This window comes from Pseudomonas guariconensis (genome assembly GCF_015680235.1).
Classification (GTDB): domain Bacteria; phylum Pseudomonadota; class Gammaproteobacteria; order Pseudomonadales; family Pseudomonadaceae; genus Aquipseudomonas; species Aquipseudomonas guariconensis_A.
In genome coordinates, this window is record NZ_JADLJL010000014.1 from 32,907 (window position 1) to 46,797 (window position 13,891).

The following is a 13,891-nucleotide window of genomic DNA, read 5'->3' on the forward strand; positions in this document are numbered from 1 at the left end:
GTAAAGGGTCTGTAAGACTTATTTTCGAGCGTGCGCACCTGGGTGTAGACTTGCTCGCTTTTTGCGCAAATAGAGAGTCGCAGGAATGAAGCCGTTCGCCTCCCGTTTTCTGCTTGTTGCCGCGTTTTCCCTGTTCCTGGCGGCCTGTTCCAGCACCCCGACCGAACCGGCCGCACCGGCCCAGGTCGATGCCTGGCAGGCGTTGCAACAGAGCATCACCAGCAACGAGCTGGCCACCGCCGAAGACCAATTGGCCGCCCTGCAGGCCCAGTCGCCGGATGATGCGCGCCTGGAGCCTTACCAGCGCCAACTGGCCGAGGCCTACCTGCAACGCAGCCAGATCGTGCTGCAGAAAGGCGACGTCAATGCCGCCGCCACCGCCCTGGCCCGCGCACGTGCGCTGATGCCCCAGGCCCCGGCGGTCACCGGTGGCGATGCCGTGGCCCAGGCGCGCAGGGCCGAGCTGGAAAAAGCCGAAGCTGCGCTGAAGGCAGCCGAGGCCAAGCCCAAGGCCCGCGTGCTCGACCCGAGCGCGCCCAGCACCGTGGTGGCCTTGAAGACCACCGATATCCGTGCCATGCGCCGCCAGCTGGATGACATCGCCGCCGACGTGGTGAATTACCAGTGCGAGGTGGTGTTCCAGGTACCGCGCAAGGACGACGCGCCGTGGCTCAAGACCTTGCTGCACAAGCGGGTGCACAAGCTCGACAGCGGGTTCGAGCTCGAGCAGCGGCATGAAATCCAGCGTGCGCTACCGGCGCAGGTGGTGCTGGTTCCACATCGCTCCTGACCAAGCCAGGGGCGCCTTGTGGGAGCCAACTGTCTTGAGTTGCTTGCCCCGGTCCTATCGCTGGCAAGCCAGCTCCCACAGGTACGGCGGTATCTCTGAAGACAGCACAGGCCTGGTGGGAGCGGGCTTGTCCCGCGATTGGGGCAGTCCTGCCATCACGGTGTATGGCAAGGGCTTCGCCCTTGATCGCGGGGCAAGTCGGACCGCCGCTCCCACAAGGGCTGGGTGATCGCCTATGGAAAGCGGGTTGCCCTGACCTTTACGCGGGGATCGCTTCGGCCATCGCCTCCCGCGCCCACACCCGGTGCTGCTCCAATGCCTTCACGAAGGCATCCACCGCCGCCTGGTCATCGCCCAGCAGCAGGCCGGCATCCTCCTTGAGCCCCAGCACGTCCAGCAACCCCTTGCCGTCACTGGCCAACCCCATGGGCTTGAGGTGCTTGTAGGCCTCGAGCAGGTAATGCTTGGCCAGGCCGCTCTTGCCCAACGCCTCAAGCGCCGCCTTGCCAGCCGGCACCCAGAGGCCGTCCACCATCACCGACGGCATGCCTTCCATCGACGCATCCACCGGCAACGCCTGGCCCTGGGCGGTAGTGACCGATGCCGAGGTCGGCCCCAATACCAGGATGCGTGCACTCTCGGCCTCGAATGCCTTGACCAGCCGATCGACCTGGGCACCATCGACACCATCGGCCACCAGTAGGGCGATCTTGCGCCCCTTGATACCGACGCTGCCAGGGTGGTTCATCTGACTCAGGGCGGGCGATTGTGCCGGCGTCGCCCCTTTGACCTGCACGGTACCGGCCGTGGGCGCGGGCAAGCCCAGGTTGGCCGCAACCGCCGCAGCAAGCTTCAGGTCGATATTGGCCAGGATCTCGTTGACTTCCCGGGCGCGGATGGCCTCGCGCTCCACCTTGCCCAATTCGAAGCTGTAGGCCTTGATGATGTGTTGCTGCTCGGTAGGGCTCATGCTCTGGAAAAACAGCCGCGCCTGGGAGAAATGGTCACTGAACGAGTCGCTGCGCTGGCGGATCTTGTGCGCATCGATGCGCTCCTGATAGCTCTCGAAACCGCCATCTTGTGCTGCCGGTGGCGTTTCCTTGGGCCAGCCGCCATCGATGGAATTGGGCTCGTAGGAGGTGCGGCCCTTGTCGATGGTCATGCGATGCATGGCATCGCGCTGGCCGCTGTGGTTCGGCACGATCGGCCGGTTGATCGGGATTTCGTGGAAGTTCGGCCCACCAAGGCGGCTGAGCTGGGTGTCGGTGTAGGAGAACAACCGGCCCTGCAGCAGCGGGTCGTTGGTGAAGTCGATGCCCGGCACGATGTGGCCCGGGCAGAACGCAACCTGTTCGACCTCGGCAAAGAAGTTGTCCGGGTTACGGTTGAGCACCATCTTGCCCAGTGGTGTTACCGGCACCAGTTCCTCGGGGATGATCTTGGTCGGGTCGAGCAGGTCGAAGTCGAATGCGTGCTCGTCCGCTTCTGGGACGATCTGCACGCCCAGTTCCCATTCTGGGTAGTCACCCGTCTCGATGGCTTCCCACAGGTCGCGGCGGTGGAAGTCGGGGTCCTTGCCACCAAGCTTCTGGGCTTCGTCCCAGAGCACCGAATGCACGCCCTGGCGCGGCTTCCAGTGGAACTTGACGAAGGTCGCCACGCCCTGGGCATTGACCAGACGGAAGGTGTGCACGCCAAAGCCTTCCATCATCCGCAGACTACGCGGAATGGCGCGGTCGGACATCGCCCACATGACCATGTGCGCCGATTCCGGCACCAGCGAGACGAAATCCCAGAAGGTGTCATGAGCCGAAGCGCCGGTAGGGACCTCATTGTGCGGCTCGGGCTTCACCGCATGGACGAAATCGGGAAACTTGATCGCGTCCTGGATGAAGAACACCGGCATGTTGTTGCCCACCAAGTCGAAATTACCCTCGTCGGTGTAGAACTTCACCGCGAACCCGCGCACGTCGCGCACCGTATCGCCCGAGCCGCGCGGCCCCTGTACGGTGGAGAAGCGCACGAAGACCGGGGTGATCTTCTCGGGGTCCTGCAGGAAGCCGGCCTTAGTCAGCTCGGCATGGCAGCCATAGCTTTGGAAGTAGCCGTGAGCGCCGGTCCCGCGGGCATGGACGATGCGCTCGGGAATGCGCTCATGGTCGAAGTGGGTGATCTTCTCGCGCATGATGAAGTCTTCGAGCAGCGAAGGCCCGCGCGCGCCGGCTTTCAGGGTGTTCTGGTTGTCGGCGATCTTCACCCCCTGGTTGGTGCGCAAGGCCTGGCCAGTGGCGTCGCGGCGTACATCTTCTAGGCTTTGCAGCTTGGCATTGGTATTGGCGCGATCAGGGGTGTGGGTGCCCGCGAGCTGGCTTTCCTTGGGCGAATCCGGGGTCTTGCTGGACATATCGGCTCTCCTCAGCAGTCTTCAAGCGGCCCGTTCGGGCTCGTTCAAGTAGTGACTGGAAGCGGTTGATGAGCGTTCAATCGGATTACCGGTTGTCGCGTTATGCCCAACGGATTGGTTGAAGTCGAAATAAATGCTAAGAACAACTATGGGAACAGGCTAAAATGCGCGGCCCGGCTAACCGCTGACCCAAATTCCATGCGCCCCACAAGGTTCGCTCAGTGATCGAGTTTCAAAATGTCCACAAGACCTACCGCGTCGGCGGTAGGGATATTCCCGCCCTCAATCCGACCAGCCTGACCATTGAAAATGGCCAAGTGTTCGGCCTGATCGGGCACTCCGGCGCCGGCAAGAGCACCTTGCTGCGCCTGATCAACCGCCTGGAAGCACCCAGCGGCGGCAAGATCATCGTCGACGGCGAGGACGTCACCGCCTTCGATTCCAATCAGCTGCGCCGCTTCCGCCAGCAGGTCGGGATGATCTTCCAGCACTTCAACCTGCTGGCCTCCAAGACCGTGGCCGACAACGTGGCCTTACCGCTGACCCTGGCTGGCGAGCTGTCGCGCGCCGAGATCGACAAGCGCGTGGTCGAGCTGCTGGCCCGCGTGGGCCTTTCGGACCACGCGAAAAAGTACCCGGCCCAACTTTCTGGCGGCCAGAAGCAACGCGTCGGCATCGCCCGCGCGCTGTCCACCAACCCCAAGATCCTGCTGTGCGACGAGGCCACCAGCGCCCTCGACCCGCAGACGACCGGGCAGGTCCTGCAACTGCTGGCCGAGATCAATCGCGAGCTGAAGCTGACCATCGTGCTGATCACCCATGAGATGGATGTGATCCGCCGGGTCTGCGACCGCGTGGCGGTGATGGATGCCGGGCAGATCGTCGAGCAAGGCCCGGTGGCCGATGTGTTCCTACACCCGCAGCACCCGACCACCAAGCGTTTCGTCCAGGAAGACGAACAGATCGACGAGAGCGAGCAGCGCGACGACTTCGCCCATGTACCGGGCCGCATCGTGCGCCTGACCTTCCAGGGCGACGCCACCTATGCGCCGCTGCTGGGCACTGTGGCCCGCGAAACGGGTGTGGACTACAGCATCCTGGCCGGGCGTATCGACCGCATCAAGGACGTCCCCTATGGGCAGCTCACGCTCGCCGTCACCGGCGGCGACATGGAAGCGGCGTTCGCGCGCTTCAAGGCAGCTGATGTTCATATGGAGGTACTGCGTTGATGGACGCCCTGAATTTCTTCGCCAACGTCGACTGGGCCGAAATCTGGCTGGCCACCATCGACACCATGATCATGCTGTTCGGCTCGCTGTTATTCACCGTGCTGCTGGGCCTGCCCCTGGGCGTGCTGCTGTTCCTCTGCGGCCCGCGGCAGATGTTCGAGCAGAAGGGCGTGTACGCGCTGCTGTCGCTGGTGGTGAACATCCTGCGCTCGCTGCCGTTCATCATCCTGCTGATCGTCATGATCCCGATCACCGTGCTGATCACCGGCACCTCGCTGGGTGTCGCCGGTGCCATCCCGCCGTTGGTGGTGGGGGCCACGCCATTCTTCGCGCGCTTGGTGGAAACCGCCCTGCGTGAAGTGGACCGCGGCATCATCGAGGCCACCCAGTCGATGGGTGCCACCACTCGCCAGATCATCATGAGTGCTCTGCTGCCAGAAGCCCGACCGGGCATTTTCGCGGCCATCACGGTCACCGCCATCACCTTGGTGTCCTACACCGCCATGGCCGGTGTGGTCGGTGCCGGCGGCCTGGGCGACCTGGCAATCCGCTTCGGCTACCAGCGTTTCCAGACCGACGTGATGGTGGTCACCGTGGTGCTGCTGCTGATTCTGGTTCAAGTTCTGCAGAGCGTCGGCGACAAACTGGTGGTGCATTTTTCCCGTAAGTAACCCCAATGGGGTCGGCCTGGCCGACCCGTTCGGGGGCCGTCGCGGCCCTCACAAGGAGTGATCAATGAAGAAGCTGCTTGCTGTTGTCGCCGCTGTCGCGGCCTTCTCGGCCAACGCCGAGCCCCTGACCGTCGCCGCCACCCCGGTGCCCCACGCCGAGATCCTCAACTTCGTGAAGCCGCAACTGGCCAAGGAAGGCGTGGAACTGAAGGTCAAGGAATTCACCGACTACATCCAGCCCAACGTGCAGGTTGCGGAAAAACGCCTGGACGCCAACTTCTTCCAGCACCAGCCGTACCTGGATGAGTTCAACAAGGCCAAGGGCACCGAGCTGGTCAGCGTCACCGGCGTGCACTTGGAGCCGCTGGGCGCCTACTCCAGCAAGATCAAGAAGCTCGACGAGCTGCCGTCCGGCGCCACCGTGGTCATCCCCAACGACGCCACAAATGGCGGTCGCGCCCTGCTGTTGCTGGACAAGGCCGGCGTGATCAAGCTCAAGGACAACAAGAACATCCTGTCGACCGTGAAAGACATCACCGGCAACGACAAGAACCTGAAATTCCGTGAGCTGGAAGCGGCCACCATCCCGCGTGTGCTGACCCAGGTAGACCTGGCGCTGATCAACACCAACTATGCGCTGGAAGCCAAGCTGAATCCGGAAAAAGACGCCCTGGTCATCGAAGGCAGCGACTCGCCGTACGTGAACATCCTGGTGGCCCGCCCGGACAACAAGGACTCCGCCGCCATGAAGAAACTGGCCGATGCCCTGCATTCACCGGAAGTGAAGCAGTTCATCACCGAGAAATACAAAGGCGCTGTGATTCCGGCGTTCTAAGCCTGTCTCCAGAGGGGCCGCCTTGCGGCCCTTTCGCGGCACAAGGCCGCTCCTACAGGTTGGCGCTGTCCCGCGATGCTTTGGGTCTCAATCCCGGCAACTGCGCCACCCGCATCTGATTGTTCAATGGCGCATACGCGAGCCTGAAAACCGCCAAAGGCTCCAACATTTCAGCACTTCGGACACAATAACCAGCATGATCGCGAAGACTGCACTATTGCCGGGAAACAGTCCCAGGACGCCTGGAAGGAGCGAAACAGATGGAACCATCAACAACAGCCTGAACGGTGTCTGCATGAATCCTAGCCATCTCGCTGCTCGCCGCTGAGTGACGAAAAGGTAGCAACTCAGGAAAATGGATAATTCGAGCACTGCGCTGGCGGCCATGAATACTCTGGCGCCTTCCCCATAGACTTCCAGTGTCTCGAGCGCCAAACGTATGTCTGTAAAAAATGGAAGTCTTCCGCGGCTCACGCTGTACACAATGTACGAAACTATATGAAATGCATCGAGCCCACCCCATAGTCGCCAGGTGAGCTTCGCTTTTTGTTCCTGGTTCATTTGAATCGCAGGTTCCCGATGCCAAGAGTTGCCGATGATGGCCCAGAGGCACCTGTAGGAGCGGCCTTGTGCCGCGATGGCCTGCGCAGCAGGCCCAACGATCTCAATCCCGCTTGACCAGCCCCGGCAGCTGCGCCACCAGCTTCTGGTTGTTCAACGGCGCGCGAATGAAGCCGCGTTGGCGCCCATCCGGGCCGACGATCGCCAGGTTGCCGCTGTGGTCCACGGTATATCCAGGTTTGCTGGTGTAGGCGGGGATGAACGGAATGCTCAAGGCATTGGCCAGGGCCTGGGTATCCTCGATCGAGCCGGTCACCCCGACGAAATCCTTGTCGAAGTAGCCCAGGTACTGCTTGAGCTGGTTCGGCGTGTCCCGGTTCGGGTCGACGCTCACCAGCACCACCCGCAGGCGCTCCAGCGCCTCCTTGGGCAGCTCGCTCTTGACTTGGCGCAGCTGGGCCAGGGTGGTCGGGCAGATGTCCGGGCAGTAGGTGTAGCCGAAGAACAGCAGCGACCACTTGCCCTTGAGGTCATCCAGCGCCACCGGCTGGCCGTCCTGGTCGGTCATCTTCACATCCGGCACGCTGCGGCTCTGGGGCAGCAGGATGATGCCGGCATCGATGAGATCGGCAGGGTTGGCCTGGCCGCGGTCGTTGAGCACCTTGTTCACGGTCAGGCCCAGGATCAGGGCGACCACGGCGACGAGGATGAAGACGGTTTTCTGGGTTCGGGTCATAGGCTCGGCAACAGGTAGTGGTCCAGAAGCAGCGCGATGAACAGCAGGAACAGGTACACGATGGAGTACTTGAAGGTGCCGATCGCGGCGTGCGGCTGGGTGCCACGGTACAACACCCAGGCCCAACGGACAAAGCGCAGACCAAGCGCCAGGGCACAGGCCAGGTACAGCAGGCCACTCATGTGGATGACGAACGGCAGCAAGCTCGCCGCCAGCAGCACGAAGGCATAGAGCAGGATGTGCAGCTTGGTATAGCGTTCGCCATGGGTCACCGGCAACATGGGGATATCCGCCTTGGCGTACTCCTCCTTGCGGTGGATGGCCAAGGCCCAGAAGTGCGGTGGCGTCCAGGCGAAGATGATCAACACCAACAGCAGCGGTTCAGCGCTGACGTGCCCGCTCACCGCCACCCAGCCCAGCAAGGGCGGCATCGCGCCCGCCAGGCCGCCGATCACGATGTTCTGTGGCGTGGCCCGCTTCAGAAAGCCCGTGTAGATCACCGCATAGCCGACCAGAGAGCCCAGCGTCAGCCAGGCGGTCAGGGCATTGGTGAAGACCAACAGCACGGCCATGCCCAGCAGCGCCAAGGCCAGGGCGAACGCCAGCGCCGGCATGGGCGCAACCCGGCCCTCGGCCAGGGGGCGTTTGTGGGTACGGGCCATCAACGCATCGATGCGCCGATCCACCACATGGTTGACCGCCGCCGCACCCCCTGCGCACAACGCGATACCGAGGTTGCCGAATACCAGCACGGTCCAGGGCACGCCGGCACGGGTGGCGAGGAACATGCCCACCAGGGACGTGATCAGCATCAGCACCACCACCTTCGGCTTGGTCAGCTCCAGGTAGTCGCGCCAGCTGGCTTGTCGCCTGCCTTGATCTAGAAGCGTCGCCACGACTCATGCCTCATTTGGGGAGTGATCGCCACGCCCGCCACCGGCGTCAGACGCCAGCCATGGCCCACGCGGACCTTATCGACCACGCGGATGCGGTAGTTGACCAGCACCATGCACAGCAACAGCAGGGCGCCACCGGCGTTGTGCGCCACCGCAACGCCCAGGGGCAGGTGCAGCAGCACGTTACTGATGCCCAGGCCCACCTGCACCGCCAACGCCAGCAACACCAGGCGCGCCAGCGCGGTGAGGCCATTGCGGTGCAGTTTCCAGCTGAGCAGCAGCAACACCGCGACCACCATCAGGGCACCGAGGCGGTGGCTGATGTGGATGGCCGTGCGCGCATCGCTGTCCAATTGCCCGCCCAGGTAGTTGGGCCCTACGTGCTGGGTCAGGTGGAAACCATTGCTGAAATCCGCCGCCGGCCACCACTGACCATGGCAGGTGGGCAGGTCGATACAGGCGACCGCCGCATAATTGGCGCTGACCCAGCCCCCCAGGGCGATCTGCCCGATGACCACCAGCAGGGCCAGCGCCGCGATTCGGCGCAGGCTCAAGGGCAGCTTGGGCAACGGCGCAAAGGCCCGGGACAGACGCAGCGACAACAGGAACAACAAGCTCAGGGTGGTGAAGCCGCCCAGCAGATGGGCCGTGACCACCTGGGGCCAGAGCTTGAGCGTGACTGTCCACATGCCGAACGCTGCCTGGGCGAGCACCACGCCAAGCAACAGCAGCGGCAGGCGATACGGCTGGCCATCACGGGCATGGCGGCGCACTGCCTGGAACGCCAGCAGCGCGATCACCGTCGCCAAGGTACCGGCGAAATAGCGATGGACCATCTCCGCCCAGCCCTTGGCCTGTTCCACCGGATGGTCCGGGAAGCGCAGCTCGGCATGGGCGAGCTGCGCTTCGGTCTTGGGCACGCCGATGAAACCGTAGCAGCCCGGCCAGTCCGGGCAGCCGAGGCCGGCATGGGTGAGCCGGGTGTAGGCGCCGAGCAGGACGACCAGCAGTGCCAGCAGGGTGGCGAATACAGCGAGACGGTATCCGGGTCTGGCCATGGTGGCCTCCTAGCCGATGTTGGACAGCTTGAGCAGATGGCGCAGGTCGTCCAGCACATGCTTGCCGTTGACCTTGGCGTCGTAGCGCAGCACCAGGTTGCCGTGGGGGTCGACGATCCACAGCTGCGGGCCCGGCTCACTGACGTTCTGGCCGTAGCGCTGGGTATCCAAGGAATAGCGCTGCAACTGCGGGTATTCGCGGCCCAGCAAGGCCTGGTAGTCGGCCGCCAACGGTTGCGCCGTGGCCAGTGCATGGCTGGCACGGGTGGCATCTCGGCCCAGGCCGATCTGGATCTGCCGCACCAGGTACACCAGCTGCTGGCAATCCGCGGCGCAGGCCGACGGCGCGCTGACCAGCAACTGCCAGCGCGTCTCCTGGGCATCGATGCCGATATCGCTCCGGCCCTGGCCGTTGCCGATCATCTGGCCGTGGTAGCTGCGGCCGTCCGGCACCCAGAACTTGAGCTTGTACATGCTGGTGGCGAGGATCATCGGCCCCAGCACCACCAGCAGAATCAGGATCAGCTGCAAACGCCCGCGTGCACGGGGTTTGCCGCGTTCAGGCATGTCCAGTGGACTCGTTGCGGCGCCCATGGTCGTTCTCCTTTTTCTTGTCATGCCAGCCGAAATAGAGGAAGAGCAGCACCAGTGCCGTGGCCAGGGCAAACCACTGCACGGCGTAGCCCAGGTGTTTTTCCGGGCCCATGGCGACCACCGGCCAGTCCAGCCGATAGCTGGCCGGGCCCGGCTCCAGGCGCAGTTCATGGGCGAAACCTTCACGGCCCAGTTGTTGCCACAGTTGGGCCGGGTCGATGGCGGTCAGCAGGTGCGGCCACTGGCCGCCCACCGGATCGGGGTGCAGCTGGAAGGCCGCGCCGGGCGCGACGTAGACCGAGGCTTCGAGGGCCAGCGCCTGATTGGGGGTGTCGAAGCGCACGGGCTCGCGGCGATCTGGCCAAGGCAGCCAACCGCGGTTGACCAGTAGCCACACGCCGGACGCCTGGTCATGGAAAGGCTGCAGCAACTCGACGCCTGCCCGGCCATCGCGCATGCGGTTGTCCAGCAGCAGGCTGTGCTCGCCGTCGAAACGTCCGTACAGGTGCACGCGGCGGTAAGCCGGGTCAGGCACCTGCGCCAGCTGCCCGCTGGCCAACGGCGCTTCGACTCGGCGCTCGGCATGGATGGCCAGCAGCGCCCGCTTCTCGTCAGCTCGCCCCAGTTGCCAACAGCCGAGCGCAATCAGCCCTGGCAGTAGCGCGAGCACCACCAGGGTCGGTACCCAGCCTGGGCGAAACGGCCTCACCACAGCCTCGTCAGGCCGATCGCTATACTGATGTTCATCACTGCATCCCCCCGGAGTTTCGCCATGCTCAAGGCCGCGATTGTCCTGATGCTGTTGGCCACCATCGCCAGCCTGTTCAGCGGCCTGGTGTTCCTGGTCAAGGACGACGACCACTCGACCCGCCTGCTCAAGGCCCTGACCGTACGGGTGGCCCTTGCCACGCTCACCATCGCCCTGGTGGCCTGGGGCCTGATCAGCGGCCAGCTGGTCTCCCACGCCCCCTTCTAATCCCTACACCGCCCCCTTTTGTAGGAGCGGCCTTGTGCCGCGATGGGGCGCGCAGCGGCCCCAATCCGATATCAGAGCACATACACAAAGATGAACAGCCCCACCCACACCACATCCACGAAGTGCCAATACCAGCTGGCCGCTTCGAAACCGAAGTGCTTGTCGGGGTCGAAGTGCCCGCGCAAAACCCGCACGAACATCACGATCAGAATCAGGGTGCCCAAGGTCACGTGAGCCCCGTGGAATCCGGTGAGCATGAAGAAGGTCGCGCCATAGATCCCCGACCCCAGGGTCAGCCCCAGCTTGGTATACGCCTCGTGGTACTCGTAGGCCTGCAACGCCAGGAACGACAGGCCCAGCAGAATGGTCAGCCCGAGCCAGAGTTTCAGCGTGCCGCGATGGTTCTTGCGCAGCGCATGGTGGGCGATGGTCACCGTCACGCTGGAACTGACCAGCAGGATGGTATTGATCAGCGGCAGGTGCCACGGGTCGATGATTTCCTTCGGTGGCGGGAACAGCTTCGGGTCCGGTGTATGCAGCAGTGGCCAAGCGAACTCGAACGTCGGCCAGAGCATATGGGCGATGCCTTTGTGCCCCTCGCCACCCAACCAGGGCCCGGCCAGCACCCGCACGTAGAACAGCGCACCGAAGAACGCCAGGAAGAACATCACCTCGGAGAAGATGAACCAGCTCATGCCCCAGCGGAACGAGCGATCCATCTGCGCGCTGTACAGCCCCGCACGGCTTTCCTTGACCACCGCGCCGAACCAGCCGAACAGCATGTAGGCCAGGAACAGCGCGCCGATGAAGAAGATCAGCGGCCCATGGGACTCGGGGTGGCCGGCCTTGAGGTCGTTGAACCAGGTAGCCAGGCCGAACACCGTGATGAACATGCCGATCGTCGCGATGATCGGCCACTTGCTCTGCGCCGGGACGTAGTAGTGCTCGTGACTTGCCATTGCTGTTCTCCTTCCCTTAACGGGCGCCCTGGTCGTCCTGGGCCGCGATACGGGCGACCGGCGGGTGGCGAGCGGTGATGTCGAACAAGGTGTAGGCCAGTGTCAGGTGCTTCACGTTGGCCGGTAGGTCGCGGTCGACTATGAACCGCACCGGCATCTCGATGCGTTCGCCAGGCTGCAGCACCTGCTGGGTGAAGCAGAAGCACTCGGTCTTGTGAAAGTACGCCGCGGCCTCGGCCGGGGTGATGCTGGGAATCGCCTGGGCGCTCATGGGTTTGTCGGTCGGGTTGCGGGCCACGAAGACCATCTGGTTCACCGCCCCGGGGTTGACTTCCAACTGATCGGCCGTGGAGTGAAACTCCCAGACCATGTCGCTGGCGTTGGTCGACATGAACTGCACCCGCACCGTGCGCGTCGGGTCGCTGACCTGGCTGCCCTCGTACTGCCCGCCGGTCTTGCCGTTGATGCCGAACGCCCTGCACATCACGTCGTAGATCGGCACCAGGGCGAAGCCGAAGGCGAACATCACCACCGTCAGCATCAACAGGCGGCTGACCAGGCGCTTGAGCGAGAGGCTGTTCATAGCCCGGCCCTATTTCACTTCCGGCGGAGTCTGGAAGGTGTGGTAAGGCGCCGGCGATGGCACCGACCATTCCAGCCCGTCGGCGCCATCCCAGGGCTTGGCCGGTGCCGGCGCGCCGCCACGGATGCACTTGATGACGATGAACAGGAAGAATATCTGCGTAGCGCCGAACATGAAGGCACCGATCGACGACACCATGTTGAAGTCGGCGAACTGCAGGTTGTAGTCCGGTATGCGCCGCGGCATGCCGGCCAGCCCAACGAAGTGCATGGGGAAGAAAGCCAGGTTCATGCCGATGAACGACAGCCAGAAATGCAGCCTGGCCAGGGTTTCGTCGTACATGTGCCCGGTCCATTTCGGCAGCCAGTAGTAGGCCGAGGCGAAAATACCGAAGATCGCCCCCGGCACCAGCACATAGTGGAAGTGGGCGACCACGAAATAGGTGTCGTGGTACTGGAAGTCCGCCGGGGCGATGGCCAGCATCAGGCCGGAGAACCCACCGATGGTGAACAGGATGACGAAGGCGATGGCGAACAACATTGGCGCTTCGAAGGTCAGCGCCCCCTGCCACATGGTGCTGACCCAGTTGAACACCTTCACCCCCGTGGGCACGGCGATCAGCATGGTGGCGTACATGAAGAACAGCTCGCCCACCACCGGGATGCCGACCACGAACATATGGTGGGCCCAGACGATGAACGACAGGAAGGCGATGGCGCCGGTGGCATAGACCATCGAGGTGTAGCCGAACAGTGGTTTGCGCGAAAACGCCGGGATGATCGAACTGACCGCACCGAACGCCGGCAGGATCATGATGTACACCTCGGGGTGGCCGAAGAACCAGAACACGTGCTGGAACAGCACCGGGTCACCGCCCCCGGCCGCACTGAAGAAGCTGGTGCCGAAATGGATGTCCATCAGCATCATGGTCACCACGCCGGCCAGCACTGGCATCACCGCGATCAGCAGGAACGCGGTGATCAGCCAGGTCCAGACGAACAGCGGCATCTTCATCAAGGTCATGCCGGGTGCGCGAAGGTTGAGCACGGTAGCGATCACGTTGATGGCGCCCATGATCGAGCTGATACCCATCAGGTGGATGGCGAATATAAAGAAGGTCACGCTGGCCGGTGCATACGTGGTCGACAGCGGCGCATAGAACGTCCAGCCGAAGTTCGGCCCGCCGCCGGGGCTGAACAAGGTCGAGACCAGCAACAGGAAGGCCGCCGGCAGCAGCCAGAAGCTGAAGTTGTTCATCCGTGGCAGGGCCATGTCCGGCGCGCCGATCATCAGCGGGATCATCCAGTTGGCCAGGCCGACGAAGGCCGGCATCACGGCGCCGAACACCATGATCAGACCGTGCATGGTGGTCATCTGGTTGAAGAACGCCGGTTCCACGATCTGCAGCCCAGGCTGGAACAGCTCGGCGCGGATCACCATGGCGAAGGAACCGCCAAGCAGAAACATGGTGAAGGCGAACCACAGGTACATCGTGCCGATGTCCTTGTGGTTGGTGGTCAGCACCCAGCGCATCAAGCCCTTGGCCGGGCCGTGAGCATGGTCATGGCCCTGGGCGTGGTCGTCGATCACTGCACTCAT

Annotated in this window: 15 protein-coding genes; 5 read left to right on the plus strand and 10 right to left on the minus strand. The window is 63.5% G+C overall.

Annotation, left to right across the window (positions count from 1 at the left end):
* The first annotated feature begins 85 nt into the window (after positions 1 to 85).
* Positions 86 to 790 (plus strand): PA5502 family lipoprotein, encoded by a 705-nt coding sequence (locus tag IRZ56_RS12045; RefSeq protein ID WP_196145141.1) that lies wholly within the window; start codon positions 86 to 88, stop codon positions 788 to 790.
* Positions 791 to 1,049: 259 nt separating this feature from the next.
* On the opposite strand, the gene katE is transcribed toward IRZ56_RS12045, so the two are convergent.
* Entirely contained in the window at positions 1,050 to 3,194 is a 2,145-nt protein-coding gene (katE, locus tag IRZ56_RS12050) for a catalase HPII (RefSeq protein ID WP_196145142.1), read from the minus strand.
* 221 nt (positions 3,195 to 3,415) lie between these two features.
* Here katE and IRZ56_RS12055 point away from each other — a divergent pair, with 221 nt between their 5' ends.
* From IRZ56_RS12055 to IRZ56_RS12065, 3 genes are all read left to right on the plus strand, one after another.
* Positions 3,416 to 4,423, plus strand: a complete 1,008-nt coding sequence (locus IRZ56_RS12055; protein WP_196145143.1) for a methionine ABC transporter ATP-binding protein — start codon at positions 3,416 to 3,418, stop codon at positions 4,421 to 4,423.
* Positions 4,423 to 5,094, plus strand: a complete 672-nt coding sequence (locus tag IRZ56_RS12060) for a methionine ABC transporter permease (protein WP_196145144.1) — start codon at positions 4,423 to 4,425, stop codon at positions 5,092 to 5,094. The genes IRZ56_RS12055 and IRZ56_RS12060 overlap by 1 nt, the downstream gene beginning before the upstream one ends.
* Before the next feature lie 64 nt (positions 5,095 to 5,158).
* A complete protein-coding gene (locus tag IRZ56_RS12065) occupies positions 5,159 to 5,929 on the plus strand; it encodes a MetQ/NlpA family ABC transporter substrate-binding protein (RefSeq protein ID WP_196145145.1) in 771 nt (256 codons plus the stop codon).
* 123 nt (positions 5,930 to 6,052) lie between these two features.
* On the opposite strand, the gene IRZ56_RS12070 is transcribed toward IRZ56_RS12065, so the two are convergent.
* From IRZ56_RS12070 to IRZ56_RS12095, 6 genes are all read right to left on the minus strand, one after another.
* Entirely contained in the window at positions 6,053 to 6,490 is a 438-nt protein-coding gene (locus IRZ56_RS12070) for a hypothetical protein (RefSeq protein ID WP_196145146.1), read from the minus strand.
* Between the two features lie 103 nt (positions 6,491 to 6,593).
* On the minus strand, positions 6,594 to 7,226 hold the full coding sequence (locus IRZ56_RS12075; protein ID WP_196145147.1) for an SCO family protein: 633 nt from the start codon (positions 7,224 to 7,226) through the stop codon (positions 6,594 to 6,596).
* Complete coding sequence (gene cyoE / locus IRZ56_RS12080; RefSeq protein ID WP_196145148.1) at positions 7,223 to 8,122, minus strand: heme o synthase; 900 nt, start codon at positions 8,120 to 8,122, stop codon at positions 7,223 to 7,225. The genes IRZ56_RS12075 and cyoE overlap by 4 nt, the downstream gene beginning before the upstream one ends.
* Entirely contained in the window at positions 8,107 to 9,180 is a 1,074-nt protein-coding gene (locus tag IRZ56_RS12085) for a COX15/CtaA family protein (RefSeq protein WP_196145149.1), read from the minus strand. The genes cyoE and IRZ56_RS12085 overlap by 16 nt, the downstream gene beginning before the upstream one ends.
* A gap of 9 nt (positions 9,181 to 9,189) precedes the next feature.
* A complete protein-coding gene (locus tag IRZ56_RS12090; RefSeq protein WP_196145150.1) occupies positions 9,190 to 9,774 on the minus strand; it encodes a hypothetical protein in 585 nt (194 codons plus the stop codon).
* On the minus strand, positions 9,740 to 10,483 hold the full coding sequence (locus tag IRZ56_RS12095; RefSeq protein WP_196145151.1) for an SURF1 family protein: 744 nt from the start codon (positions 10,481 to 10,483) through the stop codon (positions 9,740 to 9,742). The genes IRZ56_RS12090 and IRZ56_RS12095 overlap by 35 nt, the downstream gene beginning before the upstream one ends.
* A 63-nt stretch (positions 10,484 to 10,546) precedes the next feature.
* Here IRZ56_RS12095 and IRZ56_RS12100 point away from each other — a divergent pair, with 63 nt between their 5' ends.
* Positions 10,547 to 10,750, plus strand: coding sequence for a twin transmembrane helix small protein (locus tag IRZ56_RS12100; protein WP_196145152.1), 204 nt, complete (start codon positions 10,547 to 10,549; stop codon positions 10,748 to 10,750).
* Positions 10,751 to 10,821: 71 nt separating this feature from the next.
* Here the strand turns inward: IRZ56_RS12100 and IRZ56_RS12105 are convergent, their stop codons facing one another.
* From IRZ56_RS12105 to ctaD, 3 genes are read right to left on the minus strand one after another with little or no spacing between them, the layout of a single operon-like run.
* Positions 10,822 to 11,709 carry a cytochrome c oxidase subunit 3 gene (locus IRZ56_RS12105; RefSeq protein WP_196145153.1) on the minus strand — a complete coding sequence of 296 codons (888 nt, stop codon included), beginning with the start codon at positions 11,707 to 11,709 and terminating at the stop codon, positions 10,822 to 10,824.
* Positions 11,710 to 11,725: 16 nt separating this feature from the next.
* On the minus strand, positions 11,726 to 12,292 hold the full coding sequence (locus IRZ56_RS12110) for a cytochrome c oxidase assembly protein (protein ID WP_196145154.1): 567 nt from the start codon (positions 12,290 to 12,292) through the stop codon (positions 11,726 to 11,728).
* A 9-nt stretch (positions 12,293 to 12,301) separates the two neighbouring features.
* On the minus strand, positions 12,302 to 13,891 hold the full coding sequence (gene ctaD, locus IRZ56_RS12115) for a cytochrome c oxidase subunit I (protein WP_196145155.1): 1,590 nt from the start codon (positions 13,889 to 13,891) through the stop codon (positions 12,302 to 12,304).

Coding starts and splice junctions, on each gene's coding strand:
- IRZ56_RS12045 (WP_196145141.1), top strand. CDS start 86: ATGAAGCCGTTCGCCTCCCGTTTTCTGCTTGTTGCCGCGTTTTCCCTG.
- katE (WP_196145142.1), bottom strand. CDS start 3,194: ATGTCCAGCAAGACCCCGGATTCGCCCAAGGAAAGCCAGCTCGCGGGC.
- IRZ56_RS12060 (WP_196145144.1), top strand. CDS start 4,423: ATGGACGCCCTGAATTTCTTCGCCAACGTCGACTGGGCCGAAATCTGG.
- IRZ56_RS12065 (WP_196145145.1), top strand. CDS start 5,159: ATGAAGAAGCTGCTTGCTGTTGTCGCCGCTGTCGCGGCCTTCTCGGCC.
- IRZ56_RS12070 (WP_196145146.1), bottom strand. CDS start 6,490: ATGAACCAGGAACAAAAAGCGAAGCTCACCTGGCGACTATGGGGTGGG.
- IRZ56_RS12075 (WP_196145147.1), bottom strand. CDS start 7,226: ATGACCCGAACCCAGAAAACCGTCTTCATCCTCGTCGCCGTGGTCGCC.
- IRZ56_RS12085 (WP_196145149.1), bottom strand. CDS start 9,180: ATGGCCAGACCCGGATACCGTCTCGCTGTATTCGCCACCCTGCTGGCA.
- IRZ56_RS12090 (WP_196145150.1), bottom strand. CDS start 9,774: ATGGGCGCCGCAACGAGTCCACTGGACATGCCTGAACGCGGCAAACCC.
- IRZ56_RS12100 (WP_196145152.1), top strand. CDS start 10,547: ATGCTCAAGGCCGCGATTGTCCTGATGCTGTTGGCCACCATCGCCAGC.
- IRZ56_RS12105 (WP_196145153.1), bottom strand. CDS start 11,709: ATGGCAAGTCACGAGCACTACTACGTCCCGGCGCAGAGCAAGTGGCCG.
- IRZ56_RS12110 (WP_196145154.1), bottom strand. CDS start 12,292: ATGAACAGCCTCTCGCTCAAGCGCCTGGTCAGCCGCCTGTTGATGCTG.
- ctaD (WP_196145155.1), bottom strand. CDS start 13,891: ATGAGTGCAGTGATCGACGACCACGCCCAGGGCCATGACCATGCTCAC.